Below are 26,225 nucleotides of genomic sequence, written 5' to 3'. Positions count from 1 at the left end.
CGGACCGAACATTTCCCTCCGGTCCCTCACGCTTTCCTCCGCATGCTCGGCTGTCCACAGGCACCCCACGGCTCGGCTGTCGTCCACAGCTCGACGAGCCGCCCCTCGCCCACCCCGCAGGGTCTGTCGAACGCTGAGACCATGACGTACCTCGACCCTTCCCTGCGAGACCTCGCTCAGGCACAGCACGGGCTCTTCACGACGAAGCAGGCCCACAGGACCGGACTCACTTCCGTGGCTCTGGTGCACGCCGTGCGTTCCGAAGAGCTCCTCCATCCCGCCAGAGGCCTGTATGCCGTGGCCGACCTCGTCGACCCGACGTCACCTTCGCGGTGGCATGCGGACCTGTCGTTCGGTGCCGGGCTGCTGTGGGACGACGCCACCCTGGGCTCCACGTCGGCCGTGCTCGCTCACGGCGTCAGGGTGTGGGGCGCGGACATGTCCACGATCAACGTCCTGCGGCCGATCGACCGGTCGGTCCGCGTCGGGCCCTACCGCGTGCGGCAGTGGACCGGGCAACCGACGCAACGCACCCCCGTCGGCCCAGCGGTCCAGCTGGCCACGGCACTGGCCGCACATGCCATGGAGCACGGCGTCGTCCAGGGAGTCGTCAGCGCCGACCACGCGATGCACGCGGGCCTGGTGTCGGCCGAGGACCTCCGGGCTGCCGTCGACGTGGTGTGCGGGTGGAGGCACGGGAGTCGTGCGGTCTCGATGCTGTCCTTCGCCAACGGACTGCGGGAGTCGGTCGGCGAGTCACGGTGCTCGGTCGCCCTCGAGATGGCCGGACTCGTCCTCACCCCACAGGTGGAGATCCGGGACCGCGACGGTCGACTCGTGGGGCGTGTCGACTTCCTCGTCCACGGCACCAACGTCATCGTCGAGTTCGACGGTCGGATGAAGTACGACTCGGGGGATCCAGCGGTGCTGTGGGCCGAGAAGAAGCGTGAGGACGCCCTGCGCCGTCTGGGCTACGTCGTCGTCCGCATCACCTGGGCCGACCTCGAACGCCCGGGCGCGGCGGCGGCCAAGGTGCGCTCCGCGATCGCGGCGGCGTGACGGCATACCTCGTCGGCATGCACCGGGAGGAAAGATTGAGGGTCCGGAGGGCATGTCCCCTCCGGACCCTCAAGGTTCCCGCATGGGAGCAAAAGTTGAGGCGGGCTGGGTCAGAGGGCGGTGAGGATGTCGTCGACGCGCTGCTTGGCGTCGCCGAAGAGCATCTGCGAGTTCTCCCGGAAGAACAGCGGGTTCTGGACGCCGGCATACCCCGTCGCCATCGAGCGCTTGAAGACGATGACGTCGTGCGCGTTCCACACCTGGAGCACCGGCATGCCCGCGATGGGCGACGTCGGGTCCTCGGCGGCCGCCGGGTTGACGGTGTCGTTGGCGCCGATGACGAGCACGACGTCGGTCGAGGGGAAGTCGTCGTTGACCTCGTCCATCTCGAGCACGATGTCGTAGGGCACCTTGGCCTCGGCGAGCAGCACGTTCATGTGGCCGGGGAGGCGCCCCGCGACCGGGTGGATCCCGAACCGCACGTCGACCCCGCGGTCGCGCAGCCGCTTCGTGAGCTCGGCGACGGGGTACTGCGCCTGCGCGACGGCCATGCCGTAGCCCGGCGTGATGATGACCGACGACGCGTCCCGCAGCAGGTCCGCGGCGGCCTCGGCGGTGATCTCGCGGTGCTCGCCGTAGTCCCTGTCGTCGGCGAGCGAGACCTCCTGGCCGAACCCGCCGGCGATGACGGACACGAACGAGCGGTTCATCGCACGGCACATGATCCACGACAGGATCGCACCGGAGGCACCGACGAGCGCACCGGTGACGATGAGCAGGTCGTTGCCGAGCATGAAGCCCGCAGCCGCCGCCGCCCAGCCGGAGTACGAGTTGAGCATCGACACGACGACGGGCATGTCGCCACCGCCGATCGAGGCGACGAGGTGCCACCCGAACGCCAGCGCGATGAGCGTCATGAGGATGAGCGGGACGACCGAGTGCGACTGGACGAACCACAGCAGCAGCAGCGCCGACACGACGAGCGCCGCGAGGTTGAGCCAGTGCCGCGCCGGCAGCATGAGCGGCGTCGACGGGATCCGCGCGGACAGCTTGAGGAACGCGACGACCGAGCCGGTGAGCGTCACGGCGCCGATGAACACCCCGAGGAAGACCTCGACCGAGTGGATCGTGTCGGCCGCGTCGCCGACGGTGAGGTGGCTGTTGAGGCCGACGAGCACGGCCGCGAGACCCACGAACGAGTGCAGCATCGCGACGAGCTCGGGCATCTGGGTCATCTCGACCTTGCGCGCCCGCCACAGCCCGATTGCGGCGCCGATGCCCATGGCGAGCGCGATGAGCAGCAGTGTCACGAGGGCGTGCTCGGACCGCGAGAGCACCAGCCAGATGGTGGCGCCGAGCGCGATGACCATGCCGGTCACGCCGTAGGCGTTGCCCTCCTTGGCCGACTCGTGCTTGCTCAGACCCGCGAGGGAGAGGACGAAGAAGACGGCAGAGACGATGTATGCCGCAGAGACCACGTTGGATGTCATCGTCGCCTCAGTCCTTCCGGAACATCTCGAGCATGCGGCCGGTCACTGCGAAGCCTCCGAAGATGTTGATGCTGGCGACGAGGATCGCCAGGAACCCGAGCGTCTTGACGAGCAGGTTGTCGGAGTCGATCTGGAGCAGCCCCCCGACGACGATGATTCCGCTGATGGCGTTGGTCTCGGCCATGAGGGGCGTGTGCAGCGCGTGCGACACGTTGGAGATGACGTAGAACCCGACGATGACGGCGAGCGCGAACACCGTGAAGTGCCCGAGGAACACCGCAGGCGAGGCCGAGGCGACGAGCGCGAAGACGAGGGCTCCGAGCGCCATCCAGAGGTACTTGAGGCGCGGGTCGCGTGGCTTGGCCGGCTCCTTGGCACCCGCGGCGCCCACAGCACCGGCACCCGCTGCACCAGCACCAGCAGCACCCGCAGCCGGAGCCGCCGACACCTGCACCGGCGGCGGGGGCCACAGGACCTCGCCCTCCCGGACCACGGTCATCCCGCGCTGCACGGGGTCGTCGAGGTCGAGGGTGAGCTGGCCGTCCTTCTCGGGCGTGACGAGCTTGAGGAGGTTGACGAGGTTGGTGCCGAACAGCTGCGAGGCCTGGGTGGGGAGCCGGGCGGGCAGGTCGGTGTAGCCCAGGATCGTCACGCCGTTGGCGGTGACGACCTTCTGGTCCGCGACGGAGCCGGCGACGTTGCCACCGTTGGCCGCGGCCATGTCGACGATGACCGAGCCCGGCTTCATCGACGCGACCATGGCCTCGTCGAGCAGCCGCGGAGCCGGGCGCCCGGGGATGAGTGCGGTGGTGATGACGATGTCGACGTCCGCGGCCTGGGCGGCGTACAGCTCCGCGGCCTTGGCGTTGAAGTCCTCCCCCGTCTCCTTCGCGTAGCCGTCGGCCGACGGGCCGGTGTCCTCGACGTCGATCCGGAGGAACTGGGCACCCATCGACTCGACCTGCTCGGCGACCTCGCTGCGCGCGTCGAACGCACGGACCACGGCGCCGAGCGAGCCGGCCGTGCCGATCGCGGACAGCCCGGCGACACCGGCGCCGATGACGAGGACCTTGGCGGGCGGCACCTTGCCGGCGGCCGTGACCTGCCCGGTGAAGAGCGACCCGAACTCGTGGGCCGCCTCGATGACCGCGCGGTAGCCGCCGATGTTGGCCATCGACGACAGCACGTCGAGGGACTGGGCCCGCGAGATGCGAGGCACGGCATCCATCGCGAGCGCCGTCACGCCGCGCTCGGCGAGGGCGGCGACGAGCTCGGGCCGCAGCGCCGGGGACAGCGGGCTCACGATGGTCTGACCGGCGCGCAGCCGGGCGAGCTCGGGCTCGGAGGGCGCGTTGATCTTGAGCAGGACGTCGGTGTTCCAGACGTCCTCGCCGACGATGTCGGCGCCGGCAGCGACGTACGCCGCGTCCTCGAAGGTCGACAGGTGCCCGGCACCGGACTCGACGAACACGGCATACCCGAGGTCGATCAGCTGCTCGACGGTCCTGGGGGTCGCCGCGACCCGGGTCTCACCCGCCAACGACTCCAACGGCACACCGATGCGCACGACTCGACCTCCTGGGTCCGGGACAGATACGAACGCGAACCTACTAGCCGCGGGCGGCCGCGCGCCGGTGGTGTGACTGCCACGACGGCGTGGCGGCGTTCGGCGGCCGCCAACTCCCCCCGTCGGCGCCGGTCCCACTACGGTCGTGCCCATGGATGACTCGTTGCTGTGGCTCGTCGGTGCGGTCGCTCTCGTCGTCGTCGTCGCCGCCTTCGTGTGGGTCCTGCGCCACCGCGACGACGCCACCGCGCCCGAGCTCCACGGCTATGGCGCGCCCGAGGTGACCGAGACCGGTGCGCGAGGCCGCAGCGACATCACGTTCGGTGCCGACGAGTCCGTCGAGCAGTCGCCCATCGACCAGACCGTCCCGCTGAGCCGCCTCGGTGGCGCCGGATGGCGCGACGGCGGGGACGTCCCAGCCGCACGCACGACCGACGCGTATGCCGGCCAGTCACCTTCCTGGGCCGAGGAGCCGTCCGTGGACGCGTCGGACTCACCCCTCGAGCACCACGTGGCCGTCGACGCCACGGAGTCGAGCCCGGCCGTGGACGAGGAGCTCGACCGCCGTCGCGGCGGCCACTGGTGAGGTCGGTGCCGCTGCCCTGACCTCGGTGCGGCCGGCGGACTGGGGCGACGAGACGACCACGTGGTCACGAGACCCCCGCCTCTGCGTGGTCGTCTGCGCACGAACTGGTCGTCTGGACCTCACGACACGACGACGCCCCGCCGGTCGAGACCGGCGGGGCGTCGTCGATGCGTGGCGGCTCAGCCCTGCGAGGGGTTGAAGCCCGCGCGGCGGGCGGCGTCCTCGTCGTAGAACCACACGTCGGGCTCGGCCGAGTCGTAGCCGTCGGCGTCCGGCGTCCGGTAGGTCATCGTGTCGCGGTAGGCCTGCACCGGGTGGTCGAGCGGCTGCGCGCGGTCCTCGAAGGGAGCCGCGGAGCCGACGCCGAAGCCACCGTCGCGGATCTCGTCCATCGCCGAGATCCGACGCGACGAGCCGCCGCCCTCGGACGCCGAGCCGTCGCGATCGCCCTGTTCGGTGTCGTTGTCGACGTCGTTGCTGTTGTCGGTGTCGCGGTCCTCGGCGGAGTCGGTGCCGGACGCGTCCGCGCCGGCCCCGTCGGTGCCGTCGTCGTCGAGCGTGTTGATCCGGTCGGTCCCGTCGGGCCAGTGGCTCGCGTCCCCGTCCTCGCTCGTGGCGTCGTCGGAGGTCGACTCGGAACCGGCGTCGGAGGTGCCCTGGGCACGGTCCCCGTCGGCGCCGTCACCGAGGTCGGCGTTGCCACGGTTCTCGTCGGTGTCGCCACCGAGGTCGGCGTCGCCACGGTCCGCGTCGCTGCTGGAGCCAGCGTCACGCTCGGTCTCGTCACGGTCCGTGGACTCGTCACCGTCGGTCGATGCGTTGCGGCCGGTCGTGGAGCCCGCGGCCGCTCCGGCAGCGGCACCGGTGGTGGCAGCGCCACCCCAGTCGCTCGTCGTCCCGGCCTCGTGGTCGCGCGAGCCGTTGTCGGCCGCATCGGTGTCGCGATCCGAGTCGCGCACCGAGCCGTCGTCGCTGTCGCGGCTGTCGGTCTCGTCCTCCCACGTCTCCTCGTGGGTGGGCTCCTCGTCCGAGGAGTCGGCGGTCAGGTCAGCATCGCGACGGGCGTCCTCGACACCCTCGGGCGACGTGCCGGGGGTCTGCTCGTCGGCGGGCAGCGGTTCGGTCGAGGCGTAGTCCTCGACGTCGCCGATGATCGTCATCTCGGCGGCACCGCCGTCGGTCGCCCCCGCGGTCGTCGCGCCGTCGGCGACGGAGTCATCGCGCGACTCGTCATCGCGCGACTCGCGATCGCGCGACCCCTCGTCACCCAGGTCCCGCTCGTCGGTCGTCCGGCCAGCATCGGCCCCGTCGTTCGACACGGCCTTCGCGCCGAACAGCTCTTCGTCGGACATCGTCGTCTCCTGTGCTCGTTCGTCCCCCTCAGCGCCGTCGGAGACGGAGCTCGAGGCCTGGTCCGCTTCGCGGCTGCTGTCGACGGGGGCCCACTCACGGGTGACCGGCGCGTCGTCGTGGTGGGCCTCTTCGGCCCCGGTGCGGTCGGCGTCGTCACTCTCCGCGACGACGGCGTCCCGGTGGTCGACCCCGTTGTCGCTGTAGTCGACTCCCGAGGCGAGGCGCGCGGAGGCGTCGTCGGGCTCGTTGCCGCGGGTGGCGGCATACGCACTGCCGACAGCGGCGGCGCCGGCACCGGCGGTGGCTGCCCCAGCGCCCCAGCCCTGCTCGGTGCGGCCCTGGTCCTGCGAGTCGGGCGCGGTGACCGAGTCGGCGACCGTCCCGGAGTCGGCCGTCTCGGACCGGGCCGTCTCGACGTCGGCCGTCTCGGAGTCTGCGGGCGCACCGGTCGAGGTCACGGCCGACGTCGCCGGAGCGTCCTCGTCTCGGGCGGACGGGACGTCAGCCGCCGCAGCCGTCCCGGCGGCCGCGGTCGTACCGGCCGCCACAGCCGTCCCGGCGCCGGGGGCCTCGGTGGACACGGGCGTGTGGACCCGGGTCTCGTCGAGGGGACGGACGTCGTCGTCGAGGTCCTCGGGGAGCGGTCGGGGGTCGTTCTTGTCCATCTCGACGTCGGGGTCGAGCTCGTCGGCGCGGCGGAGCTCGGCGTCGCGCTCGAGCCGCCCGCGCTCGAGGTCGGCCTGGTGACGACGGGCCTCCTCCTCGACGCGCTGCGCCTCGCGAGCACTCTCCTCGGCCTGTCGGGCGCGCTCCTCGGCCTCACGGCGCGCGAGGTCGGCGCGCTCGGTCGACTGCTGGGCGAACGTCTCCTGGCCCTGAAGGGCGGCGGTCCGCTCCTGGGCGCCGGCCCGGATCCGGGCGGCCTCGGCCCGCTGCTCGTCGAGCTGGCGCTGCTTGCCACGGGAGATGATCCACCACACCAGGAAGAGGAGGGCGAGGATCACAAGGGCGCCGATGAGGTACTTCACGGTGACTGCTCCTGACGTCGTCGTCGGGTGCGGCGGCACCCGCTCGCCCCCAAACTACCGTCGGACCTGCACGGATGGGGTCGCGGTCACGCCCCGGCTGGGGCCCCGGGTTCGAGGCCCAGCTCGTCCACCGTGATCTCGCGCATCTCGACCTTGCGGACCTTGCCCGTGACCGTCATCGGGAAGTCCTCGACGATGCGGACGTAGCGCGGGATCTTGTAGTGCGCGAGCTTGCCGGTGGCGAACTCCCGCAGCGACTGCGCGGTGAGCGGCTCGGCTCCCTCACGCATCCGGATCCACGCGGCGAGCTCCTCGCCGTACCTCGTGTCCGGGACCCCGACCACCTGCGCGTCGACGACGTCCGGGTGCGTGTAGAGGAACTCCTCGATCTCGCGCGGGTAGATGTTCTCGCCGCCGCGGATGACCATGTCCTTGATCCGGCCGGTGATCTGGAGGTAGCCGTCCTCGTCCATGACGGCGAGGTCACCGGTGCGCATCCAGCCGTCGACGATCGCCTCGGCCGTCTTCTCGTCCTGGCCCCAGTAGCCGAGCATCACCGAGTAGCCCTTGGTCCAGAACTCGCCGGCCTCGCCGCGGGGAAGCGTCTCGAGGGTCACCGGGTCGACGACCTTGACCTCGAGGTGCGGCGCGACCTGTCCGACGGTGCCGACCTTGCGGTCGAACTCGTCGTCCGTGCGGGTCTGCGTCGACACCGGCGAGGTCTCGGTCATGCCGTAGGCGATCGTCATCTCGTCGATGCCGGCAGCGATGAGCTTCTTCATGAGCTCGGCCGGGCAGGGCGAGCCGGCCATGATCCCGGTGCGCACCGAGCTGAGGTCGTAGTCGCCGAAGGTCGGCAGCGCCCACTCAGCGATGAACATCGTCGGCACGCCGTAGAGGCTCGTGCACCGCTCCTCGGCGGTCGCGGCCAGCGTGAGGGCGGGGTCGAACCCCGGCGCCGGGATGACCATGCAGGCACCGTGGGTCGTCGCCGCGAGGTTGCCCATGACCATGCCGAAGCAGTGGTAGAAGGGCACCGGGATACAGATCCGGTCCTCCTCGGTGTAGCGGCAGACCTCACCGACGAGATAGCCGTTGTTGAGGATGTTGTGGTGGCTGAGGGTCGCGCCCTTGGGGAACCCCGTCGTGCCGGACGTGTACTGGATGTTGATCGGGTCGTGCGGCGACAGCGCCTCGCCCGCGTTCCGGAGCCGCTCGTCGTCCACGCCCTCGGCGCCGGCGAGCAGGTCGGACCAGCTGTCCTGCCCGAGGACCCAGACCTGCTCGAGGTCGGGGCAGTCGCCGCGGACCTCCTCGATCATGGCCACGTAGTCGGAGGTCTTGAACGACGCCGCGGTGAACAGACCGCGTATGCCGGCCTGCGTGAGGACGTAGCCGAGCTCGTGCCAGCGGTATGCCGGGTTGATGTTGACGAGGATGACGCCCACCTTGGCGGTGGCGTACTGCACGACGGTCCACTCGGCGCAGTTCGGCGCCCAGATGCCCACCCGGTCGCCCTTGGTGAACCCCGCGGCGAGCAGCGCCCTCGCGAGCCGGTCCACGTGCTCGCCGAGGACGGCATACGTCCACCGCAGTCCCTGGGCGCGGTCGACGAGCGCCTCGCGGTCGCCGTGCCGCGCGATCGTCGCGTCGAGGTTGGCCCCGATGGTCTGCTCGAGCAGCGCCGGCTCGGTGCGGCCGGCGGCGTGGGAGAGCGTCGGGTCGGCACTGCTGGACATCGAGTCCCCTTCTCACGGCTGCGTGGATGGCCGAACCTACTCCCCGCCGCTACGGCGTGGGTAGGGTCGCGTCATGGATGCGAGCGAGAGGGACGCCATCCCCGACGGTGCAGTCGTCGTGGGGATCGGGAACAGCGACCGCGATGCGGAGTGCCTCACGTGGGCGGGGAGCTCGGCCCAGCGGTCGGGCAGCCCGCTGCACATCCTCCACGCCCACGACCTCGGTGCCGAGCTGTCCGCGATCGACCCGGTCGCCGGCAACTCGATCTCCATGGGTCCCGACGGCGACATCGGCAACGCCAGCCTCCTCGACGAGACGCTGGCGAGCGCCCGCACGCGCTGGCCCGACCTCTCGGTGAGCGGGAGCCTGCCCTTCTCCCGCCCCGAGCAGGCCCTCATCGACGCGTCCCGCAGGGCGCGCCTCGTCGTCGTCGGTGCGGCCCGCGCGAGCACCCTGCAGCGGCTCGGGCTGGGGCGTTCGTCGCTTGCCGTCGCCATGCACTCGTCGTGCCCGGTCGTCATCGTCCCGCAGGGTGCCCGGGTCGACTCCGAGGGCCCGGTGGTCGTCGGCATCGACGGCTCGAACCACAGCGCCGCAGCCGCGGAGCGTGCCTTCTGGATCGCCGACCTGCGCAAGGCCCCGCTCGTCGCCATCACGACGTGGAACGTCGAGGTCGTCGACGGACTCGTCGTCACCACCCCCGGCACGCCGGCCTGGAACGACATCGAGACCAAGTACCGCGCCGTCGCCGACCGGGTCGTCGAGCCGCTGCGCGCCCGGCACCCCGACGTCGACTGCACGGTCGAGGTGGTCCGCGGCAACCCGGCCAAGGTCCTCGCCGAGCGCTCCGCCGACGCCGGGCTGGTCGTCATGGGCACGCGTGGCCGCGGCGGGTTCGCCGGGATGCTGCTGGGCTCGCAGAGCCAGAAGGTCCTCGAGACGGCCACCTCGCCCGTCATGCTCGTGCGCGCCGCACCGACGGACTGACCCGCCCGTGACTCGCCTGCGTGACCGCTTCCGGGGCCACATCGCCGGCGTCGGCTCGACCTCCGGCACCCGCGTCGTCGTGGGCCGCTGGCACACCACGCCGCTCGGTGCGTTCGCCGACGTCATGGTCGAGACCGTGGGCGGGCATCGGGTCCTGCTCGCGCCGAACGACGTCGTCGCCGACTACGTCACCTCGACCTACGAGTTCGACGAGGTGCGCGTGGAGCCGGTGTCGTGCACCGTCACCGAGTCGTCGTGGAGCGTGCGTTCCGACTCGCTCTCGCTGGACCTGACCATCGGGGCCCGTATGCCGTTGGGCTGGCTCCTGCGCGCCGTGCCCCGGCCGATCGGCGCCAGCCCGACCTGGGCCCGCATCGTCTCGCCGGTCGCCCGACGGGTCATGCCGGGCGTGCGCACCGTCGGGACGGCGCTCGAGGGCCGGCAGGAGTTCTACGGCGCGACCGACCTCCGACGGGTGACCGCGATGTCAGGGCAGGTCGACGGGACGCCGCTGGGCGCTCTCGCCGACATCGACCCGCCTTGCAGGTTCGGCTTCTCCTCGACCCCGCGGACCCCGTCGGTGACCACCGTCGTCACCACGGTGGTGGGCTCGACGTCGCCGCGCACCGTCGTGGCCCGGCGCAGCGTGGGTCGTGGCCGGCGTCCTTGACGCGTCTCACGACGAAACCTGCGCGCACACGGCATACCGCGTCTGGAAGCATGCGGTCATGCGCCCGATCGTCCAGAGCAAGAAGCTCCAGCACGTCCGCTACGACGTGAGGGGGCCGATTCTCGTCGAGGCCCAGCGCCTCGAGGCCGAGGGGCACAAGATCCTCAAGCTCAACATCGGCAACACGGCACCGTTCGGGTTCGAGGCTCCCGAGGCGATCGTCGCCGACATGGTGCACAACCTGCCCGACGCCCAGGGCTACAGCGACTCGCGCGGCATCTACTCGGCGCGGACCGCGGTCGCGCAGTACTACCAGGCGCGCGGGCTGACCGACACGACCGTCGACGACGTCTACATCGGCAACGGCGTGTCCGAGCTCATCTCGATGGTGCTCCAGGCGTTCGTCGACGACGGCAACGAGATCCTCATCCCCGCGCCCGACTACCCGCTGTGGACCGGTGCCGTGTCGCTGTCCGGTGGGACACCGGTGCACTACCGGTGCGACGAGTCGAACGGGTGGAACCCGGACCTCGAGGACATCGAGTCCAAGATCACCGAGAACACCCACGCGCTCGTCGTCATCAACCCCAACAACCCGACCGGCGCGGTCTACTCGGAGGAGATCGTCCGCGGGCTCGTCGACATCGCCCGCCGCCACCACCTCGTCCTCATGGCCGACGAGATCTACGAGAAGATCCTCTACGCCGACGACGCCGTGACGCCGGTGCACCACCACGTCGCGACGTTCGCCGAGGACGACGTCCTCTGCCTGACGTTCAGCGGGCTGTCGAAGGCCTACCGCGTGTGCGGCTACCGCGCCGGCTGGGTCATGGTGTCGGGGCCGAAGCACCTCGCCGAGGACTTCCTCGAGGGCCTGACCCTGCTCGCGAACATGCGCATGTGCGCCAACGTGCCTGCGCAGCACGCGATCCAGACCGCCCTGGGCGGCTACCAGTCGATCAACGAGCTCATCGTCCCGGGTGGGCGGTTCTACGAGCAGATCAAGCTCGCCAACCGGCTCCTCAACGAGATCCCCGGCGTGACCTCCGTGGAGCCGCACGGCGCGCTCTACTGCTTCCCGCGGCTGGACCCCGAGATGTACGCCATCGAGGACGACCAGCAGTTCGTCATCGACCTGCTGCGCGCCAAGAAGATCCTCGTGACGCACGGCACCGGCTTCAACTGGTTCGAGCCGGACCACTTCCGCCTCGTGACCCTGCCCGACACCGAGGTCCTCACCGAGGCCATCGGCCGGATCGGCGAGTACCTCGAGACCATCCGCCGCTGACGTGGGCAGCCCTGCGGCACAACCGGATGCGACGCTCCTCCTCGGGATCGCCGCCGGTGGTGTCGTGGGTTCCCTCGGCCGGTATGCCGTGGGGCTGGCGCTGCCGCACCCTGCCGGCTCGTTCCCGTGGTCGACGCTCGTCGTCAACGTGACCGGGGCCCTGGCGATGGGGCTGCTCGTCGCGTTCCTGCTGGACCGGCCCGGGGCCCACCGGCTGGCGCGGCCCGTCGTGGGCGTCGGGGTGCTGGGTGGCTGGACGACCTTCTCGGCGTTCGCGGTCGACGTCGTCACCCTGCTCGAGACGGGACACGGCGGGGAGGCGGGTGCCTATGTCCTGGCCTCCTTCCTCGGAGGCGTGCTCGCGGTGAGCCTTGGATCCGCTGTGGGGCAGCGGATCTGGAGGATGGCGGCGTGACGACACTCCTCGTCGCGCTCGGCGCCGCAGTGGGGGCGCCTCTGCGCTACCTCGTGAACCACTGGCTGCGCCAGCGCTGGGGAGCGACCCCGACGGCCGGCACCCTCGCCGTCAACGTGGTCGGCTCCTTCGTCCTCGGCGTCGCCGTGGCGGCCGGGGTCGACGGCTCACGCCTCGCCCTGGTCGGGACCGGGTTCTGCGGGGCGCTCACGACGTTCTCGACGCTCGCGCTGGAGCTGCAGGACGCCTTCGGTGACGAGCGTCCGCGCGACGCCGTGGTCAACGTGCTCCTCAGCCTGGGGCTGGGCGTCGGCGCCGCGTGGCTCGGGTGGGTGATCGGGTCATGACGGTCCGGGTCCACGCGATCCACATCGCTCCGGGGCGTCGGCTCCCCACGAAGTCGGTGGACTCGGTCGAGGCCGAGGCCGGCGTGGGTCTCGTCGGCGACCGCTACCACGGGAGCCGGCACCGCCACGTCACGGTGCAGGCACTCGACGAGCTCGAGGCGGCCGCCCGCGAGCTGGGCCGGGAAGTCCCGCCGGGGCTGACCCGCCGCAACCTCACGGTGACCCACGGGCCGCTCCCGACGCGACCCGGCGAGCGGATGCACGTCGGTGACGTCGAGCTCGAGGTCGTCCGGATCGCTGCGCCCTGCCGGCTCCTCGACGACGACCTCGGACCCGGTGCGATGAAGGCTCTGCATGCCCGCGGCGGCACGGTCTTCCGGCTCCTCGGGTCGGGGACGATCCGGGTGGGTGACGAGCTGCGGTTCGGCTGACCGGGTCGGGCGTTTCGCACGCGCCCCGAGCGTGTGTCCGTGCGCGCCGAGCGTGCCCGCGCGCGCCGAGCGTGCCGCGTCCGAGAGGGGTCCGCGCACGCCGTGCGTGCCGCGTCCGAGACGTGTCTTTGCTCCCTCACACGACGCACAGAGACCCCCCTTCGCATCAGCACGTGACGCGAAGGGGGGGGTGTCTTTGCTCCGGGACGTGGAGCAAAGACACGTCTCCAGCGGACCCACCTGGGGCGGCAGCCCGGCGGCAGCCGGCCCGACCAGCACGAGCCGGTCGGGCGACCGGCCGACCGGCTGGCGGCCCGTGCATCCGACCGCTAGAGCGCGGGGCGCGAGACCTGGTCCGCGAGGGAGGGTGGCGCCTGGATGCAGTAGGAGTCGGTGAGGAGCTCGGCCACCTCGTCCCAGTCGGTGCTGTCATCCAGGATGAGCCCGACGACGTTGCCGCCCCAGCCCGCCTTGAAGTAGGGCTCACCCATGTGCTCGAAGGCCATGACCTCCTCGGCGTCGGCGCGGAAGGTGATCCGGAACAGCTGGTCCTCACCGCCGAACACGTGGGCGATGGTGGCCGACCTGACCTTCCAGGCCATGCCGACCCACGCGTCGTGCTCACGCGCCTCGGGGAACGCGCCGACGATCGCCGACAGCCGCTCGATCCACTCCACGGGCACGGGAGGTCGCTCGACGGACGCCATGGTCGAGAAGCGTAGGACCCGTCACCGACAGCCGCCGGTGTGCAGGTCAGCCGAGCCAGTGCACGAGCCAGCTGCCGGCGAGGACGACCACACCGAGTCCGAACGCCACGGCCGTCCACGCCAGCTCCCCGCCGGTGGGGACGGCGTTCCGGGACAGCCTCGGCGCGGACGCGACCGCGTGCTCGATGGCTGCCGCCAGCCCGCGGTGGTCACCGTCGCCGGGGGTGATGTCGAGGACGCTCTCGTCGTCGAACACCACGAGGGCCGCCTCGCCGTCGTGCCGCACCTCACGGACCGCACCCATCGGGCTCGACATCCGGTGGAACACCGTGGACATCTCGAACCCGTCGCGGGTCACCCGGATCCGGTGCGCCAGCTGGTCCAGCCCCCAGTGCATCGCCGACCCGGTCCCGACGACGACCCCGATGCCGGAGAAGCCGACCTCGTCGTCGCGCAGCAGCCAGGTGCCGACGGCGACGGCCACCACCGCGACGAGCGCACCGGCGAGACGTCGCCAGAGCGGCGCCTCGACCGTGACGGGCAGGGGGACCGGGATCGTCCCCATCGGGACCTCCTCGGACCAGTCGCGCACGTCCTCGGGGTCGCGGTCGAAGCTGTCGAGGTCGACCTCCGTGCCCTCGGGCAGCGCCGAGATCGCCCCCATCGGCAAGCGCAGGCCCGTGGGCGACGCGAGCGCCGCCCAGCCCCCGTGCCGGACGTCGCCGACGAGGTAGGTCTCGACCGGGGCCGTCACCCGACGGTCCTCGGCCCGCGCCAGCCGGAGGTTCTCGTCGACGGGGAACTCCGCGAGCCCCCGTGTCGAGTCGGTCGCGACGATCCCCACGAAGTCGAGGTCGTCGGTGAACACCCGCACCGGCACGCCGACCTCGTGCGCGGACCCCTCGAGGTGACGGCGCCTCACCCGGACCGAGAGCAGTCGCTCACCGAGCAGTCCCGCGACGAGCAGCGCGCCGAGACCGAGCGTGAACCACCACGTGCGGTCCGGCGGCTCCGCGATCGCGTGCGTCCACGACGGGTCCTGCGGGTCGACCTGGACGGCCACGTCGGCTCCCACGTCGGGCACGTCGAGGAACAGCACGTCGACGACGGCCGGGAACCCCTCCGGACGGTCCGTGAGCTGCACCCGCTGGTAGCCCTCGTCGTCCTCGTGGCTGAGGACGACGCCCTCGACCACGCGGCTTCGCGCAGAGTGCTCGGCGTCCAGGCCGGTCGCCCGCTCGTATCCGAAGACCGACCCGGTCGCGACGAGGACGAGGACCATCGCGGCCAGCGCCATGAGCCGGTGCGGACGGTCCGTGCGCAACGGCCGCTGCAACCCTGGGGGCCACGGCGGCAGGACGACGCTCGCCGCCCGGGCGATGTCACGCTGGCGCTGCGTGCGGGACCGGACGTGGACGGCATACGCGACGAAGGCCAGGGCCACGACGGGCCAGGCCACCCTCGCGGTGACGACGTCGTCGAACGCGAGGTCGAGGACGGCGAACACGACAGCACACGCGGCGGCCACGAACGGACGCCACCACAGGAGCGCGAGCGCCCCGAGGCAGAGGACGAGCGCCACGGAGAAGTCCGGTTCGGGCCCACAGGGCGAGTCGGTGGTGCACGGCGCGGTGTCGCTCATCGACGAGACCACGAAGGCCGCGACCCACAGACCGGCGAGCACCCAGCGGGGCCAGCGCAGCGGGGCGGCCGCGACCCACGCGCGCACGCGCTCGTCCGTGAAACCAGTCGTCACGAGCGCAACGTACCGCCGCAGCGGTTCGCGCGAGGGCAGAACCGGGGGCCAGCGGCACGACCGGGCGCACCGGCCCGAGGTGCCGGGGCCGCGCAGGCGTCGGGCCTATGCTTCGCGAATGCCCAAGCGCCGCCGCACCGAACCGATGCCGGACGTCTTCGAGACGTTCGCGCACCGGGTCGACGAGGAGGAGCACGCAGAGGTGCCGCTCAAGGCGGGGCACGTCGCGAAGAGTGCCGGGGTGTCGCTCGGCCTCATGGTGCTCACCGCACTGGCGTTCGTCCTCGGCTTCTGGACGGGGACGCAGAACGAACCCGACCTCGCGTACGACCACCTCGTCTGGGAGGGGATCATCAAGGTCGGGTTCGCCGTGCTGTGCGGGCTGCTCGGTGCCGCCGTCGCGCTCGCCCTGGCCATGCTCGCGATCGGCATCCCGTGGGTGCAGCGCCAGCGCGAGCGCCGCGGTCGCTGACCCCGCGACGCACGCCCTGCTGACGCCGGCTACTTGAGCTGGCTCGAGCTCATCCCGAGCAGGCGACGGGCCACGACGAGCAACTGGATCTGCTGGGTGCCCTCGAAGATGTCGAGGATCTTGGAGTCGCGCGCCCACTTCTCGAGCAGCTCGCGCTCGGCGTAGCCCGTCGCACCGGCGAGCTCGACGCACGCGAGGGAGACGTTGACGCAGGTGCGTCCGGCCTTCGCCTTGGCCATCGAGGCCTCCATCGAGTTCGGCTTGCCGTTGTCGGCCATCCACGCCGCGCGCATCGTCAGGGCGTGCGCGGCCTCGTAGTCGGCCTCCATCTGCAGGAGCCGCGCCGCGGCATACGACTGCACGTATGCCGGCCGGTCCCAGTCGACCGTGACGCCCGCCTTCGCGAGGAGCTCGGTCGTGAGGTCCAGGCTCGCGCGGGTCAGCCCGAGGGCCATGGCGGCGACGAGCGGTCGGGTGTTGTCGAAGGTCTGCATGGCGCCGCCGAAGCCGCCCGCGATCTTGATCTCGGGGTCCCCGAGGAGGTCCTCGGCGGGGACGCGGCAGTCGTCGAGGTGGAAGGCCGCGGTGTCCGAGGAGCGGATGCCGAGCTTGTGCTCGAGCCGGACGAGCTTGAGGCCCGGGTTGTCGCGGCGCACGACGAACGACTTGATGGCCTGCTTGCCGAGGCTCTTGTCGAGGGTCGCCCAGACGACGACGAGCTCGGCGCGCTCGCCGGCGGTGACATAGATCTTCTCGCCGTTGAGGACGTACTCGTCGCCGTCCCTCACCGCCGTGGTGCGGATCGCGCCCGAGTCGGACCCCGTCTCGGGCTCGGTGATGGCCATCGCCGCCCACTGGCCGGCGTAGCGCGCCTTCTGCTCGTCGTTGGCGACGGCGGCGATGGCGGCGTTGCCGAGGCCCTGGCGCGGGATCGACAGGGTGAGACCGACGTCGCCGCGGCAGGTCTCGAGGATCGAGAGCACCGACGACATGTTGGAGCCGTTGCGCACCTTCGCCGACGCGGAGTGCGAGCGGCCGGAGCCGACGGCGGCGACCGCGCCCTCGCCCTCGTCGTCCTTGGCGCGGGTCGTCTTGGCCGCACCGGCTCCCTGGCCGGCGCCGGAGCTGCTCATGCCGTCGATGACGGCGGAGATGAGATCCAGCTCGCGGGGGTACTCGTGCTCGGCCAGGTCGTACTTGCGGGAGATGGGGCGGAAGACCTCCTCGGCCATACCGCGTGCCTGCTCGACGAGCGGGCGGAACTTCCGGGGAACCTCGAGATCGATCATGGTCCAGTCCTTGTGTGGGTATGCCGGTCAGACGAGCAGGGTGCCCTCGAGGACACCCGCTCCACGCAGGTCGCGGTACCAGCGCTCGTTGTCGAAGTCCTTGACGAAGCCGTGCCCGCCGAGGAGCTGGACCGCGTGGGAGCCGATCTGGGCGGCGTGGGTCGCGGTGAGGGCCCGCACCTCGCCGACGACCTGGGCGGCGTCGGTGCCGGAGTCGAGCCGGGCGGCGGCCTTGAGGACGGCGAGGCGGAGCCCGTCGAGCTCGATCGCGATGTCGGAGATCATGAACGCGACGGCCTGGCGCTGGCCGATCGGCTCGCCGAACGCCTTGCGCTCCTGCGCGTAGCCGATGACCTGGTCGAGGACGGCCTGACCGGTGCCGACGGCGGCAGCGGCCCAGGCGAGCCGGCCTCGGCGGACGGCGTCGCGGTGGTCGTCGGCGGTGCCGAGCAGGTGGGTGCGGGCGACCGCGACGTCGGTGAGGACGACGCGGCCGGTGGCGGCGGCGCGCACCCCCATCGCGGGGTCGTCCTCGATCGTGACGCCCTCGGTGGCGGCCTCGACGACGACGAGGCGGGCCTCGCCCTCGAGCATCGCCGAGACGACGAAGAGCTCGGCGCGCCCGGCGTTGGCGACGATGGCCTTCGTGCCGTTGAGGACGAGCGAGTCCCCCTGCGCGACAGCGGTGGTCGTCAGGGCGAAGGGGTCGAAGAGCGGCTGGGGCTCCTGGAGGGCGAGCGCGGCCGCGGCCACGGGCTGCTCGCCGGTGAAGTGCGGGAGGTAGGTCGCCTGCTGGTCGGCGTCGCCGTAGAGGGCGAGTGCGGTCGCGACGGCGGCCGAACCCATCTGGGCGACGGCGATGCCCATGTCGCCGCGGGCGAGCTGCTCGAGGACGAGGACCCCGGCTACGGCGGAGCGCTCCTCGGCGATGCCGCCGAGCTCCTCGGGGACGCCCACGAGCCCGAGGCCCATGTCCTGCATGGCCACCCGGACGTCCTCCGGCACGGCGCGGTCGGCGTCGGCCCGGGAGCCGGCGGGGCGGATGACCTCGTCGGCGAGCTCGCGGGCCGCCTGCTGGAGCATCTGCTGGTCCTCGGTCGGCGTGAGGTCGAAGACCCCGCGGCGCGTGGACGTGCTGGGGCGGGTCGCGGAGCCCGAGCCCCGGGCCTGCGTGAAAGCGCGGCCGACGGCGACTTGGGCCTTGAACCCGGAGTGGGCGCCGCGGTTGAGGAGCTTCTCGACCCGTCCGCGGACCTTGGGGTCCGCCATGACGGGGAGGCCGCCGGCCTTGGAGATGAGGCGCAGGCCGAGGCGCTGGCCCCGGTCGGCGAAGGTGGGCGTCGTCGCCATGATGGCTTCCCTTCGAGGGAGTGGTCTGGGTCCGGCCTGCTCGGAGTCGTCCAAAGTATCCGGTACACCGAGTGCCTGATACCGACTGTACCGCAAACTTGTCACTCGGTAACCAGAAGGGTGCAGATCGCCCGCACGCCTCGGCGGTGCGGGCTTGACGCCGTTCAGCCGGCCGCAGCCCCACGGCCGACGGCGATCTCGGTTCCGAGGTCCCACCCGGGGACGAGCGGCAGCGAGTCACCGCTCCAGAAGCGGCCCGGGTCGTACCAGTTCATCGGGGCGTCGGGCGTGAGCAGCCCCATCTCCTCGTAGGTCAGCGCCACGACCTCGGCGCAGTAGGCGACCTCGGGCCGCAACGCCTTGAGGTCGAGGTCGCGCGCCGACACATGGTGGTCGCGTCCGGTGAGCCAGCGCCAGGCGAGCCGGCCCGTCGAGGGGAACGAGACGCCGTCGAGCCGGGCGACGCACCGCAGCACGGCGTCCTCATGCTCCTCCCCCACCTCAGGCGTGAGCTGGCGGAGCCAGGCACGCTGGTCGTAGGTCTCCTGCCACCGGCTCACCGCCGCGCGCAGGTCGTGCAGCTGCACCCCACGGTGGAAGTCGCCGGTCCACATGTCCTGGAGGGACTTGCCCATCTCGGCGTGCCACATGAGCGGCGGCAGGTCGTCGAGCACGACCGCCATCCCGACGTGGTTGACCGGAGCGTTGGTCGCCGTCTGGATCGCCCGGTCGGCCACCGAGCGCCCGCGGAAGATCCACACGTCACCGGTGCGGGTGAGGTCGACGGCCTCGTCGAGCGAGAGCTCCCCGGCGGTCCCTGGGTGCGAAGACATGACCGCAGCGTATGCCGGGTGCTCGGGCACCCGGCATACGCTGCGGTCATGCAGTCGAACTGGTGGAAGCTGCTCGGTCTCGCCGGCGTCGTCTCGGTCGTCGCGACGGGTGCCGCGGTGGCGCGCAACGAGCGGCAGCGCCGCGCCTACACGCCCGACGAGGTGCGCGACCGCCTGCACGAGCGGCATGCTCGCGCCCAGCAGCAGCGCCCCTGAGCCGGAGTGTGTGTCAGACCCAGAGGCTGGTGCAGCGGATGTAGCCGCCGCCCTTGGCGAGCTCGTCGACGTGGGGCGTGATGACCGACAGGCCGGCGCTCTCGACGTCGGCACGCAGCAGCGGGGCGCTGTCGCTCATGACGACGGTCGTGCCGGTGGAGACGAGGTTGCAGGCGAAGGACTCCATGGCCTCGGACTCGGCGATCTCGATCGTGTCGACCGCGTCGAGGCGGGCCAGCCTCTCGCGGCTCTCGGGCGTGAACGCCTCGGGGCAGTAGGCGATGAGGCCGCGGCCGTCGGCGTCCGGCTCGCGCAGGACGGCGAGCGTGAGGTCGATGTCGTACCAGTAGCTGTCGGGCCAACCGCTCACGACGTTGACGTGCGGGGTGCCGTCGGCGTTGAGCAGCGGCAGCGTCTGGAGCTGGATCCGCTCGAGGCCGAACCGGTCGGCGGCGTAGGCGAGCGCCGGCTCGTCGGAGCGGTAGCCCGCACCGCAGAAGACGAGGTCGCCGCAGACGAGGGCGTCGCCCTGGCCGCTGAAGCGCCACGGCTCGGGCAGGTCTTCGACCTGGTAGCCGAGCTCGGTGAGCTTGGTGCGCGCCCACGGCTCCTCGGCCTTGCGCGACGGCGGCAGGGTCGCCATGAGGGCGACGCCGCCGCGGACCAGCGCCCAGTTGGCGGTGTAGACGCCGTCCTGGCTCGCCGGCGGGGCGTCGACCTGGATGATCTCGGCGCCGGCCGAGCGGAGTGCATCGCGGATCCCTGCGTGCTCGAGCTCGGCCTTCGCCGTGTCGACGGTCTCGCCGTCCTCGTAGTAGGGGTTGAGCTTGTGGTCGTTGCCGAAGTGGTGGGCGGACGACATGAGCAGCGTCGAGTTCAACACCGTCGGACTCCCGTGCGGGGTGGAGGGCGCGCCTCACGGAAACGGAGACTCGGGGGCACGCTACCCCCTGACCGACCTCATCCAGGCACGGGAGCGGCGATCTGGGCCGCCATGTGCCCGGCGCCGTAGCCGTTGTCGATGTTGACCACCGCGACCCCGGGCGCGCAGCTGTTGAGCATCGTCAGCAGCGGCGCCAGACCCTCGAAGGCGGCGCCGTAGCCGACCGACGTCGGGACGGCGATGACCGGTGCGGCGACGAGGCCCGCGACCACGCCCGGCAGGGCTCCGTCCATGCCCGCGACGACGACGATCGCCCGGGCGGCGCGCAGCTGGTCGAGCCGCGACAGGATGCGGTGCAGTCCCGCGATGCCGACGTCGACGACGAGGTCGGCGGTGCGGCCGAGGTGCCGGGCCACGAGCAGGGCCTCGCGCGCCACGGGGAGGTCGGACGTGCCGGCGGCGACGACGAGGACGGTGCCGCCGGTGGGCTCGGGCGGATCGGGTGGCCACGCCACGAGACGGGCGGTCGCGTCGTGTGCCGCGTCCGGGAGGGCCGCGAGGATCGCCTCGACGTGGCCCGCGTCCGCCCGGGTGAAGAGGGTGCGCGCCCCGCGCTCCCCCACCGCTGCGGCGATGACGCCGGCCTGCTCGGCGGTCTTGCCCTCGCAGTAGACCGCCTCGGGGTAGCCGCGCCTGGCGAAGCGGTCGTGGTCGAGCTCGGCGATGTCGCGCAGCGCCTCGCCCGGCTCCCAAGGCTCGCCGGCCCCCGGCTCAGCCACGGGCCGCAGCCACGAGCGGGAGGGTGAACGCACCCGACTGGATGCCGCGCAGGTCGACCGTGACGAACCGGAACCCGGCGCCCCGAACCACGGCCTCGACGTCCGCGCGCAGCCCGGGGGCGGTGGCGCGGGCGATGTCGTCCGGCAGCAGCTCGAGACGGGCCACCTCGCCGTGGTGGCGCACCCGGCAGTCGGCGAACCCCAGGGCGCGCAGCCCCGACTCGGCCGCCTCGACCTGTGCGAGCTTCTCCGGGGAGACCGCCTCGAAGTGCGGGATCCGCGAGGCGAGGCAGGGTGCCGCGGGCTTGCCGGCGCAGGGCAGCTCGAGCACGCGGGCGACCCGCCGGACCGCGGCCTTGTCGAGGCCGGCGTCGGCGAGCGGACGCAGCACCTCGTGCTCGGTCGCTGCGCGCGAGCCCGGGCGGTCGGGGCGAAGGGCGTCGTCGGCGTTCTCGCCGTAGGCGACCGCGTCGAGCCGGTGCGCAGCCACGACGGTGTCGTCGATCCGGGTGAACAGCTCGTGCTTGCAGTGGAAGCAGCGGTCCGGACCATTGCGCTGGTATGCCGGGTTGTCGCCTTCGTGGGTCCGCACCTCGACGACCGGGACGCCGATGAAGGCGGCGACGTCGTGGGCCGAGGTGCGCTCGTCGGCGGCCAGGCTCGGCGAGACACCGAGGACGGCGACGACGCGGTCGGGTCCGAGGGCACGCGCCGCCAGGGCGAGGAGCGTGGCGGAGTCGACCCCGCCGGAGTAGGCGACCCCGACCCGCTCAAACGCGGCGAAGGCACGAAGGACGTGCTCGACCCTGGACTCGTCGGGGCCGAAGCTCACGTCCTCCATGCCTTCACCTTCTCACTGTCGATCCGGAGACCGGCGATCCGCCCGGGCTCCGGCCCACCACGACCCGCCTTGCCAGCCCCTGTGGGCCCCGGCAAGAGTGAGCTCATGACATCGACGATCGAGGAGACTCCCGCCGAGGCCGCACTGCGGGCGGCACGCATCGGCGACGAGCACGGCGTCCTCCCGACCGAGCAGGTCACGAACTTCATCGCCGAGCAGCTCGCCGCGACGGACCTCGACGGCAGGAGCGTCTGCATCGTCGTGCCCGACGGCACGCGCACGTGTCCCCTGCCGATGCTCCTGGGTGCCGTCCACGCAGCCCTGCACGGCCGGGTCACGCGGATGACGACGCTCATCGCGCTCGGCACCCACCAGCCCATGAGCGAGGAGGCCCTCGCGGCGCACCTCGGTTACGAGGTTGGGGCGCTCGAGCAGAGCTATCCCGGCATGACGGTGGTCAACCACGAGTGGTGGGACCCGTCGACGTTCGCGGACCTCGGGACCATCCCGGCGTCACGGCTCGCCGAGCTGTCCGAGGGACGGCTGACGATGGACGTGCCGGTGCTCCTCAACCGTGCCGTCGTCGAGCACGACGTCGCCCTCGTCGTCGGGCCCGTGCTCCCCCACGAGGTCGTCGGGATCTCCGGCGGCAACAAGTACTTCTTCCCCGGCGTCGCCGGCCAGGACATCATCGACGTCTCGCACTGGATCGGCGCCCTCATCACCTCCGCCGAGATCATCGGCACGACGGCGATCACGCCCGTGCGGGCCCTCATCAACGAGGGCGCCTCGCTCGTGCCCGCCGAGAAGCTCGCGTTCTGCGTCGTCGGCGAGGCCGGCAGCCTCGACCTGCACTCGATCTCGTTCGGCGACACCATCTCGTCGTGGGCCAGCGCCGCCGAGGTCTGCGCGGCGACGCACGTCCACCACCTCGACGAGCCGGTGTCGCGGGTCATCTCGGTCGTCCCCGAGATGTACGAGGACATCTGGACCGGCGCCAAGGGCTTCTACAAGCTCGAGCCCGTCGTGGCGGACGGCGGTGAGGTGATCCTCTACGCCCCCCACATCACCGATATCTCGACGAGCCACCCCGAGATCCTCGAGATCGGCTACCACTGCCGCGACTACTTCGTGAAGCAGTGGGACCGCTTCAAGCACGTCCACTGGGGCACGCTCGCCCACTCGACCCACCTGCGGGGCGCGGGCACCTACGACGCCGAGACGGGCGAGGAGCGGCTGCGCGTCAAGGTCACGCTCGCTACACGCATCCCCGAGGAGGAGTGCCGCCGCGCCAACCTCGGCTACCTCGACCCGGACTCGGTCGACCTCGCGGCGGCCGAGGCCGACGGCGAGACCTTCGTCGTGCCCAACGCCGGTGAGGTCCTCTTCCGGCTGCGCTGAGACCCGCGATCCGGACCCCAGCCCGTATGCCGTGCACCGGGCACGTCGCCCGGCCGCCGGTGCCTGCCACTACCGTTTCGCGCATGACCACCCACCTCTGGATCGACGCCGGCGCCGGCGTCGCCGGGGACATGCTGCTCGGGGCCTTGGTCGATGCGGGCGCTCCGCTCGACGAGGTCCAGTCCGTCGTCGACGCCGTCCTGCCCGCGACCGTGCGGCTCGCCCTCACCGAGGTGAGCCGCGCCGGGCTGCGGGCGGCCAAGGTCGACGTCGAGGTCCTCGCCCCCGACCAGCCGCACCGCCGGTGGACCGACATCCGCGCACTCATCGAGGCCGCCGACATCCCGGAACCGGTGCGCGACAGGGCCGTTCACGTCTTCGAGGTGCTCGCGGACGCGGAGGCGCACGTCCATGGCGTCGAACCCGCCGACGTCCACTTCCACGAGGTGGGCGCGTGGGACTCGATCGCCGACGTCGTCGGCGTCTGCGCCGCCCTCCACCTGCTCGGCGTCACGTCGGTGTCGGCCGGGCCGGTGGCGCTGGGGTCGGGCACCGCCCGCACGAGCCACGGCACCGTCGGGGTCCCCGCGCCGGCGACCCTGCGGCTGGCCACCGGGTGGGAGGTCGCCGCCGTCGGCACCGGGGAGCTGGCCACCCCGACCGGTCTGGCCCTCGTGCGAGCGCTCGCCGCGACCTGCGAGGCGCTGCCACCGATGCGGGTCACCGCCTCCGGGTCCGGCGCCGGCACCAAGGACGTCGAGGGCCGGGCCAACGTCACCCGGGTCGTCCTCGGCGAGCCCGCCACGGAGCCGACGCCCACCACCGACCCGGCACCCGCCACCGGTGGGGCCGAGACGCTCTGGGTGCTCGAGGCCAACGTCGACGACCTCGACCCGCGGCTGTGGCCGGGGGTCATCGAGTCGTTGCTCGCGGCCGGCGCCGCCGATGCGTGGCTCACTCCCATCCTCATGAAGAAGGGTCGTCCCGCCCACACGCTGTCCGTGCTCTGCGACGTCGGGCACCGCGAGTCCCTGCGCGGAATCGTCCTCGAGCACACGACGACCCTCGGCGTCCGCGAGCACGAGGTGTCACGTCACGCCCTCGACCGCTCCTGGGAGACGGTCGACGTCCGCGGGGTCCCGGTGCGGATCAAGCTGTCCCACACCGCAGACGGCCGCGCCGTCCACGCGACCCCCGAGTTCGAGGACGTGCGAGCGGCAGCCGAGCGGGCCGGCATACCGGCTCGGGTCGTCCTCGACGAGGCGAACGCCGCCGCGCAGGCCGCGGGGCTCCGCGGGCCTGCGCGACGGCGTCAGGACTGAGTCGGCCGGTCGGCCGGCAGGATCAGCCGAGGTCGACGGGCGCCTCATCGGCGGGCTCGCCCTCACGGTTGCGGGCAGCCCGCGCGATGAGGAAGAGCACGGTGCCCACGACGACGTAGCCGGCGCTGATGAGCCACGTCTGCGCGCTCTGCTGGGTGAGCAGCGCGATGCTCGCGACGAGCGCGAGGACCGAGACGATCGCCGGCGTCCTGAAGTACGCGTGCTCGACCTTGTCCTTCTTGAGGATGAGCACCGAGATGTTCGCCGAGATGAACACGAGCACGAGCAGCAGCACGGTGGTGTCCGCGAGCAGGCTCACGTCACCGACGAAGCTCATCGCCATCGTCATGGCACCGACGACGAGGATCGCGACCCACGGGGTGCGACGCGTCGAGGCGACCTCACCGAAGATCCGCGGGAGCAGCCCGGCCTCGGCGAGGCCGTAGGTCGCACGGCTGGCCATGACCATGAAGAGCAGCGCGCCGTTGCCGATCGCGACGAGGGCGATGGCGCCGAAGAGCCACGGCGGGAACGACAGGCCGGAGGCCTTGATGACCTCGAGCAGCGGTCCCTCGGACTCGGCGAGGTCACCGGTCGGGACGACCGCGGCAGCGCCGAGCGCGATGAGCAGGTAGATGACACCGGCGGTGATGATCGCGCCGAACAGCGCCCGCGGGTAGGCCTTGGACGGCTGCTTGACCTCCTCGGCCATGTTGGCCGCAGCCTCGAACCCGAGGAACGAGAAGAAGGCCGTGATCGTCGCGGCGAAGGCGCCCTGGAGCGGCGTCACACCGTCGGCGAAGGTCGTGAGCTGCGACGGGTCGGCCTCGCCCTTCCCGAAGACGATGGCCGCGACGATGATGATGATGAGCAGGCCGGTCATCTCGATGACCGTGGCGCCGACGTTGGCCATGAGCGACTCGCGCACACCGCGCAGGTTGATCGCGATGAGCGCGCCGATGAAGACGAGCGTCACGGGCACGGCCGGCAGGTCGATGAGCGCCTTGAGGTAGTCACCGGCGAAGGCGTTGGCCAGCGCCGCCGAGGTCGTGATCCCCGACGACAGCATGAGCCAGCCGATGATGAAGGTCGCGTACGGCTTCTTGAACGCCCGCTCGGCGTAGCGGGCCGCCCCACCCGCGTGGGGGTACTTCGTGATGAGCTCGGCGTAGGTGCCGGCGGTGAGCAGCGCGAGGACGAGCGCAAAGATCAGTGGCAGCCAGATGGCGCCGCCGACGTCCTTGGCCATGCTCCCGACGAGCGTGTAGATCCCCGCGCCGAGGGTGTCTCCGACGATGAAGAAGAAGAGCAGCATGGGGGTGATCCCCCGTTTGAGCTTCGTCTCCGACTCGCCGGACTGTCTGACATCGGTGTCTGCTGACATGTCGCCACACTCTGCCGTGCGAGCGGCTGAT

At 71.8% G+C, this 26,225-nt stretch carries 25 protein-coding genes; 12 read left to right on the top strand and 13 right to left on the bottom strand.

Annotation, left to right across the window (positions count from 1 at the left end; all coding sequences use genetic code 11):
- Window positions 1–141: 141 nt before the first annotated feature.
- Window positions 142–1,059, top strand: coding sequence for a type IV toxin-antitoxin system AbiEi family antitoxin domain-containing protein (locus tag KLO01_RS08530; RefSeq protein WP_186827978.1), 918 nt, complete (start codon window positions 142–144; stop codon window positions 1,057–1,059).
- Window positions 1,060–1,169: 110 nt separating this feature from the next.
- Here the strand turns inward: KLO01_RS08530 and pntB are convergent, their stop codons facing one another.
- Window positions 1,170–2,549, bottom strand: a complete 1,380-nt coding sequence (pntB, locus tag KLO01_RS08525; protein ID WP_147064145.1) for a Re/Si-specific NAD(P)(+) transhydrogenase subunit beta — start codon at window positions 2,547–2,549, stop codon at window positions 1,170–1,172.
- 7 nt (window positions 2,550–2,556) lie between these two features.
- On the bottom strand, window positions 2,557–4,116 hold the full coding sequence (locus KLO01_RS08520) for a Re/Si-specific NAD(P)(+) transhydrogenase subunit alpha (protein WP_147064144.1): 1,560 nt from the start codon (window positions 4,114–4,116) through the stop codon (window positions 2,557–2,559).
- Between the two features lie 151 nt (window positions 4,117–4,267).
- On the opposite strand from KLO01_RS08520, the gene KLO01_RS08515 reads away from it, so the two are divergent.
- Window positions 4,268–4,702, top strand: coding sequence for a hypothetical protein (locus tag KLO01_RS08515; RefSeq protein WP_147064142.1), 435 nt, complete (start codon window positions 4,268–4,270; stop codon window positions 4,700–4,702).
- Window positions 4,703–4,881: 179 nt separating this feature from the next.
- Here KLO01_RS08515 and KLO01_RS08510 read toward each other — a convergent pair whose 3' ends face one another.
- Entirely contained in the window at window positions 4,882–7,083 is a 2,202-nt protein-coding gene (locus tag KLO01_RS08510) for a sunset domain-containing protein (RefSeq protein ID WP_147064140.1), read from the bottom strand.
- An 86-nt stretch (window positions 7,084–7,169) separates the two neighbouring features.
- Complete coding sequence (locus KLO01_RS08505; protein WP_147064138.1) at window positions 7,170–8,822, bottom strand: AMP-binding protein; 1,653 nt, start codon at window positions 8,820–8,822, stop codon at window positions 7,170–7,172.
- A 73-nt stretch (window positions 8,823–8,895) separates the two neighbouring features.
- Between KLO01_RS08505 and KLO01_RS08500 the strand changes: the two genes are divergently transcribed.
- Genes KLO01_RS08500 through KLO01_RS08475 form a run of 6 tightly spaced genes read left to right on the top strand, consistent with a single transcriptional unit; the run spans window position 8,896 to window position 12,961 of the window.
- A complete protein-coding gene (locus tag KLO01_RS08500; RefSeq protein WP_147064137.1) occupies window positions 8,896–9,810 on the top strand; it encodes a universal stress protein in 915 nt (304 codons plus the stop codon).
- A 7-nt stretch (window positions 9,811–9,817) separates the two neighbouring features.
- Entirely contained in the window at window positions 9,818–10,480 is a 663-nt protein-coding gene (locus tag KLO01_RS08495) for a hypothetical protein (protein WP_147064135.1), read from the top strand.
- Window positions 10,481–10,538: 58 nt separating this feature from the next.
- On the top strand, window positions 10,539–11,768 hold the full coding sequence (locus KLO01_RS08490; RefSeq protein ID WP_147064133.1) for a pyridoxal phosphate-dependent aminotransferase: 1,230 nt from the start codon (window positions 10,539–10,541) through the stop codon (window positions 11,766–11,768).
- A 1-nt stretch (window position 11,769) separates the two neighbouring features.
- Window positions 11,770–12,183 (top strand): fluoride efflux transporter FluC, encoded by a 414-nt coding sequence (locus KLO01_RS08485; RefSeq protein WP_147064132.1) that lies wholly within the window; start codon window positions 11,770–11,772, stop codon window positions 12,181–12,183.
- Window positions 12,180–12,530, top strand: a complete 351-nt coding sequence (locus KLO01_RS08480) for a fluoride efflux transporter FluC (RefSeq protein WP_147064130.1) — start codon at window positions 12,180–12,182, stop codon at window positions 12,528–12,530. The genes KLO01_RS08485 and KLO01_RS08480 overlap by 4 nt, the downstream gene beginning before the upstream one ends.
- A complete protein-coding gene (locus tag KLO01_RS08475) occupies window positions 12,527–12,961 on the top strand; it encodes an MOSC domain-containing protein (RefSeq protein WP_147064128.1) in 435 nt (144 codons plus the stop codon). The genes KLO01_RS08480 and KLO01_RS08475 overlap by 4 nt, the downstream gene beginning before the upstream one ends.
- 329 nt (window positions 12,962–13,290) lie before the next feature.
- On the opposite strand, the gene KLO01_RS08470 is transcribed toward KLO01_RS08475, so the two are convergent.
- Entirely contained in the window at window positions 13,291–13,668 is a 378-nt protein-coding gene (locus tag KLO01_RS08470) for an MmcQ/YjbR family DNA-binding protein (RefSeq protein WP_147064125.1), read from the bottom strand.
- Between the two features lie 46 nt (window positions 13,669–13,714).
- The gene (locus KLO01_RS17150; RefSeq protein WP_186827977.1) at window positions 13,715–15,424 is read right to left on the bottom strand and encodes a hypothetical protein; all 1,710 of its coding nucleotides are present in this window, start codon (window positions 15,422–15,424) and stop codon (window positions 13,715–13,717) included.
- 118 nt (window positions 15,425–15,542) lie between these two features.
- Between KLO01_RS17150 and KLO01_RS08465 the strand changes: the two genes are divergently transcribed.
- Complete coding sequence (locus tag KLO01_RS08465) at window positions 15,543–15,896, top strand: hypothetical protein (protein ID WP_147064124.1); 354 nt, start codon at window positions 15,543–15,545, stop codon at window positions 15,894–15,896.
- A gap of 29 nt (window positions 15,897–15,925) precedes the next feature.
- Here KLO01_RS08465 and KLO01_RS08460 read toward each other — a convergent pair whose 3' ends face one another.
- The 3 genes from KLO01_RS08460 to KLO01_RS08450 all read right to left on the bottom strand — a co-directional run bounded on the left by KLO01_RS08460 (window position 15,926) and on the right by KLO01_RS08450 (window position 19,368).
- Complete coding sequence (locus KLO01_RS08460) at window positions 15,926–17,185, bottom strand: acyl-CoA dehydrogenase family protein (protein WP_147064122.1); 1,260 nt, start codon at window positions 17,183–17,185, stop codon at window positions 15,926–15,928.
- A gap of 27 nt (window positions 17,186–17,212) precedes the next feature.
- Window positions 17,213–18,535, bottom strand: a complete 1,323-nt coding sequence (locus KLO01_RS08455) for an acyl-CoA dehydrogenase family protein (protein ID WP_307725662.1) — start codon at window positions 18,533–18,535, stop codon at window positions 17,213–17,215.
- Window positions 18,536–18,699: 164 nt separating this feature from the next.
- Entirely contained in the window at window positions 18,700–19,368 is a 669-nt protein-coding gene (locus KLO01_RS08450; protein WP_147064120.1) for a hypothetical protein, read from the bottom strand.
- Between the two features lie 48 nt (window positions 19,369–19,416).
- Here KLO01_RS08450 and KLO01_RS17145 point away from each other — a divergent pair, with 48 nt between their 5' ends.
- Window positions 19,417–19,584: a hypothetical protein gene (locus KLO01_RS17145; RefSeq protein ID WP_186827976.1), complete on the top strand. Its 168-nt coding sequence runs from the start codon at window positions 19,417–19,419 to the stop codon at window positions 19,582–19,584.
- A gap of 13 nt (window positions 19,585–19,597) precedes the next feature.
- On the opposite strand, the gene KLO01_RS08445 is transcribed toward KLO01_RS17145, so the two are convergent.
- The 3 genes from KLO01_RS08445 to larE form a co-directional block, all read right to left on the bottom strand.
- A complete protein-coding gene (locus KLO01_RS08445) occupies window positions 19,598–20,467 on the bottom strand; it encodes a dimethylarginine dimethylaminohydrolase family protein (protein WP_147064118.1) in 870 nt (289 codons plus the stop codon).
- A gap of 77 nt (window positions 20,468–20,544) precedes the next feature.
- Complete coding sequence (larB, locus tag KLO01_RS08440; RefSeq protein WP_147064116.1) at window positions 20,545–21,246, bottom strand: nickel pincer cofactor biosynthesis protein LarB; 702 nt, start codon at window positions 21,244–21,246, stop codon at window positions 20,545–20,547.
- Window positions 21,239–22,087, bottom strand: coding sequence for an ATP-dependent sacrificial sulfur transferase LarE (gene larE / locus KLO01_RS08435; RefSeq protein ID WP_147064114.1), 849 nt, complete (start codon window positions 22,085–22,087; stop codon window positions 21,239–21,241). The genes larB and larE overlap by 8 nt, the downstream gene beginning before the upstream one ends.
- 105 nt (window positions 22,088–22,192) lie before the next feature.
- Between larE and KLO01_RS08430 the strand changes: the two genes are divergently transcribed.
- A complete protein-coding gene (locus KLO01_RS08430) occupies window positions 22,193–23,488 on the top strand; it encodes a lactate racemase domain-containing protein (protein WP_147064112.1) in 1,296 nt (431 codons plus the stop codon).
- A gap of 83 nt (window positions 23,489–23,571) precedes the next feature.
- Window positions 23,572–24,810, top strand: coding sequence for a nickel pincer cofactor biosynthesis protein LarC (gene larC / locus KLO01_RS08425; protein ID WP_147064110.1), 1,239 nt, complete (start codon window positions 23,572–23,574; stop codon window positions 24,808–24,810).
- 22 nt (window positions 24,811–24,832) lie between these two features.
- Here the strand turns inward: larC and KLO01_RS08420 are convergent, their stop codons facing one another.
- The gene (locus KLO01_RS08420; protein WP_186827975.1) at window positions 24,833–26,194 is read right to left on the bottom strand and encodes an APC family permease; all 1,362 of its coding nucleotides are present in this window, start codon (window positions 26,192–26,194) and stop codon (window positions 24,833–24,835) included.
- Between the last annotated feature and the right edge of the window lie 31 nt (window positions 26,195–26,225).

Source organism: Knoellia locipacati, assembly GCF_007992835.1.
GTDB classification, from domain to species: domain Bacteria; phylum Actinomycetota; class Actinomycetes; order Actinomycetales; family Dermatophilaceae; genus Knoellia; species Knoellia locipacati.
This window is presented reverse-complemented; position numbering and strand designations above follow the sequence as displayed.

What these genes read in the sequence shown, in the direction of transcription:
- KLO01_RS08530 (WP_186827978.1), top strand. Translation starts at nt 142, where the DNA reads ATGACGTACCTCGACCCTTCCCTGCGAGACCTCGCTCAGGCACAGCAC.
- pntB (WP_147064145.1), bottom strand. Translation starts at nt 2,549, where the DNA reads ATGACATCCAACGTGGTCTCTGCGGCATACATCGTCTCTGCCGTCTTC.
- KLO01_RS08515 (WP_147064142.1), top strand. Translation starts at nt 4,268, where the DNA reads ATGGATGACTCGTTGCTGTGGCTCGTCGGTGCGGTCGCTCTCGTCGTC.
- KLO01_RS08505 (WP_147064138.1), bottom strand. Translation starts at nt 8,822, where the DNA reads ATGTCCAGCAGTGCCGACCCGACGCTCTCCCACGCCGCCGGCCGCACC.
- KLO01_RS08500 (WP_147064137.1), top strand. Translation starts at nt 8,896, where the DNA reads ATGGATGCGAGCGAGAGGGACGCCATCCCCGACGGTGCAGTCGTCGTG.
- KLO01_RS08490 (WP_147064133.1), top strand. Translation starts at nt 10,539, where the DNA reads ATGCGCCCGATCGTCCAGAGCAAGAAGCTCCAGCACGTCCGCTACGAC.
- KLO01_RS08475 (WP_147064128.1), top strand. Translation starts at nt 12,527, where the DNA reads ATGACGGTCCGGGTCCACGCGATCCACATCGCTCCGGGGCGTCGGCTC.
- KLO01_RS08470 (WP_147064125.1), bottom strand. Translation starts at nt 13,668, where the DNA reads ATGGCGTCCGTCGAGCGACCTCCCGTGCCCGTGGAGTGGATCGAGCGG.
- KLO01_RS08465 (WP_147064124.1), top strand. Translation starts at nt 15,543, where the DNA reads ATGCCCAAGCGCCGCCGCACCGAACCGATGCCGGACGTCTTCGAGACG.
- KLO01_RS08460 (WP_147064122.1), bottom strand. Translation starts at nt 17,185, where the DNA reads ATGATCGATCTCGAGGTTCCCCGGAAGTTCCGCCCGCTCGTCGAGCAG.
- KLO01_RS08455 (WP_307725662.1), bottom strand. Translation starts at nt 18,535, where the DNA reads ATGGCGACGACGCCCACCTTCGCCGACCGGGGCCAGCGCCTCGGCCTG.
- KLO01_RS08450 (WP_147064120.1), bottom strand. Translation starts at nt 19,368, where the DNA reads ATGTCTTCGCACCCAGGGACCGCCGGGGAGCTCTCGCTCGACGAGGCC.
- KLO01_RS17145 (WP_186827976.1), top strand. Translation starts at nt 19,417, where the DNA reads ATGCAGTCGAACTGGTGGAAGCTGCTCGGTCTCGCCGGCGTCGTCTCG.
- larE (WP_147064114.1), bottom strand. Translation starts at nt 22,087, where the DNA reads ATGGAGGACGTGAGCTTCGGCCCCGACGAGTCCAGGGTCGAGCACGTC.
- KLO01_RS08430 (WP_147064112.1), top strand. Translation starts at nt 22,193, where the DNA reads ATGACATCGACGATCGAGGAGACTCCCGCCGAGGCCGCACTGCGGGCG.
- larC (WP_147064110.1), top strand. Translation starts at nt 23,572, where the DNA reads ATGACCACCCACCTCTGGATCGACGCCGGCGCCGGCGTCGCCGGGGAC.
- KLO01_RS08420 (WP_186827975.1), bottom strand. Translation starts at nt 26,194, where the DNA reads ATGTCAGCAGACACCGATGTCAGACAGTCCGGCGAGTCGGAGACGAAG.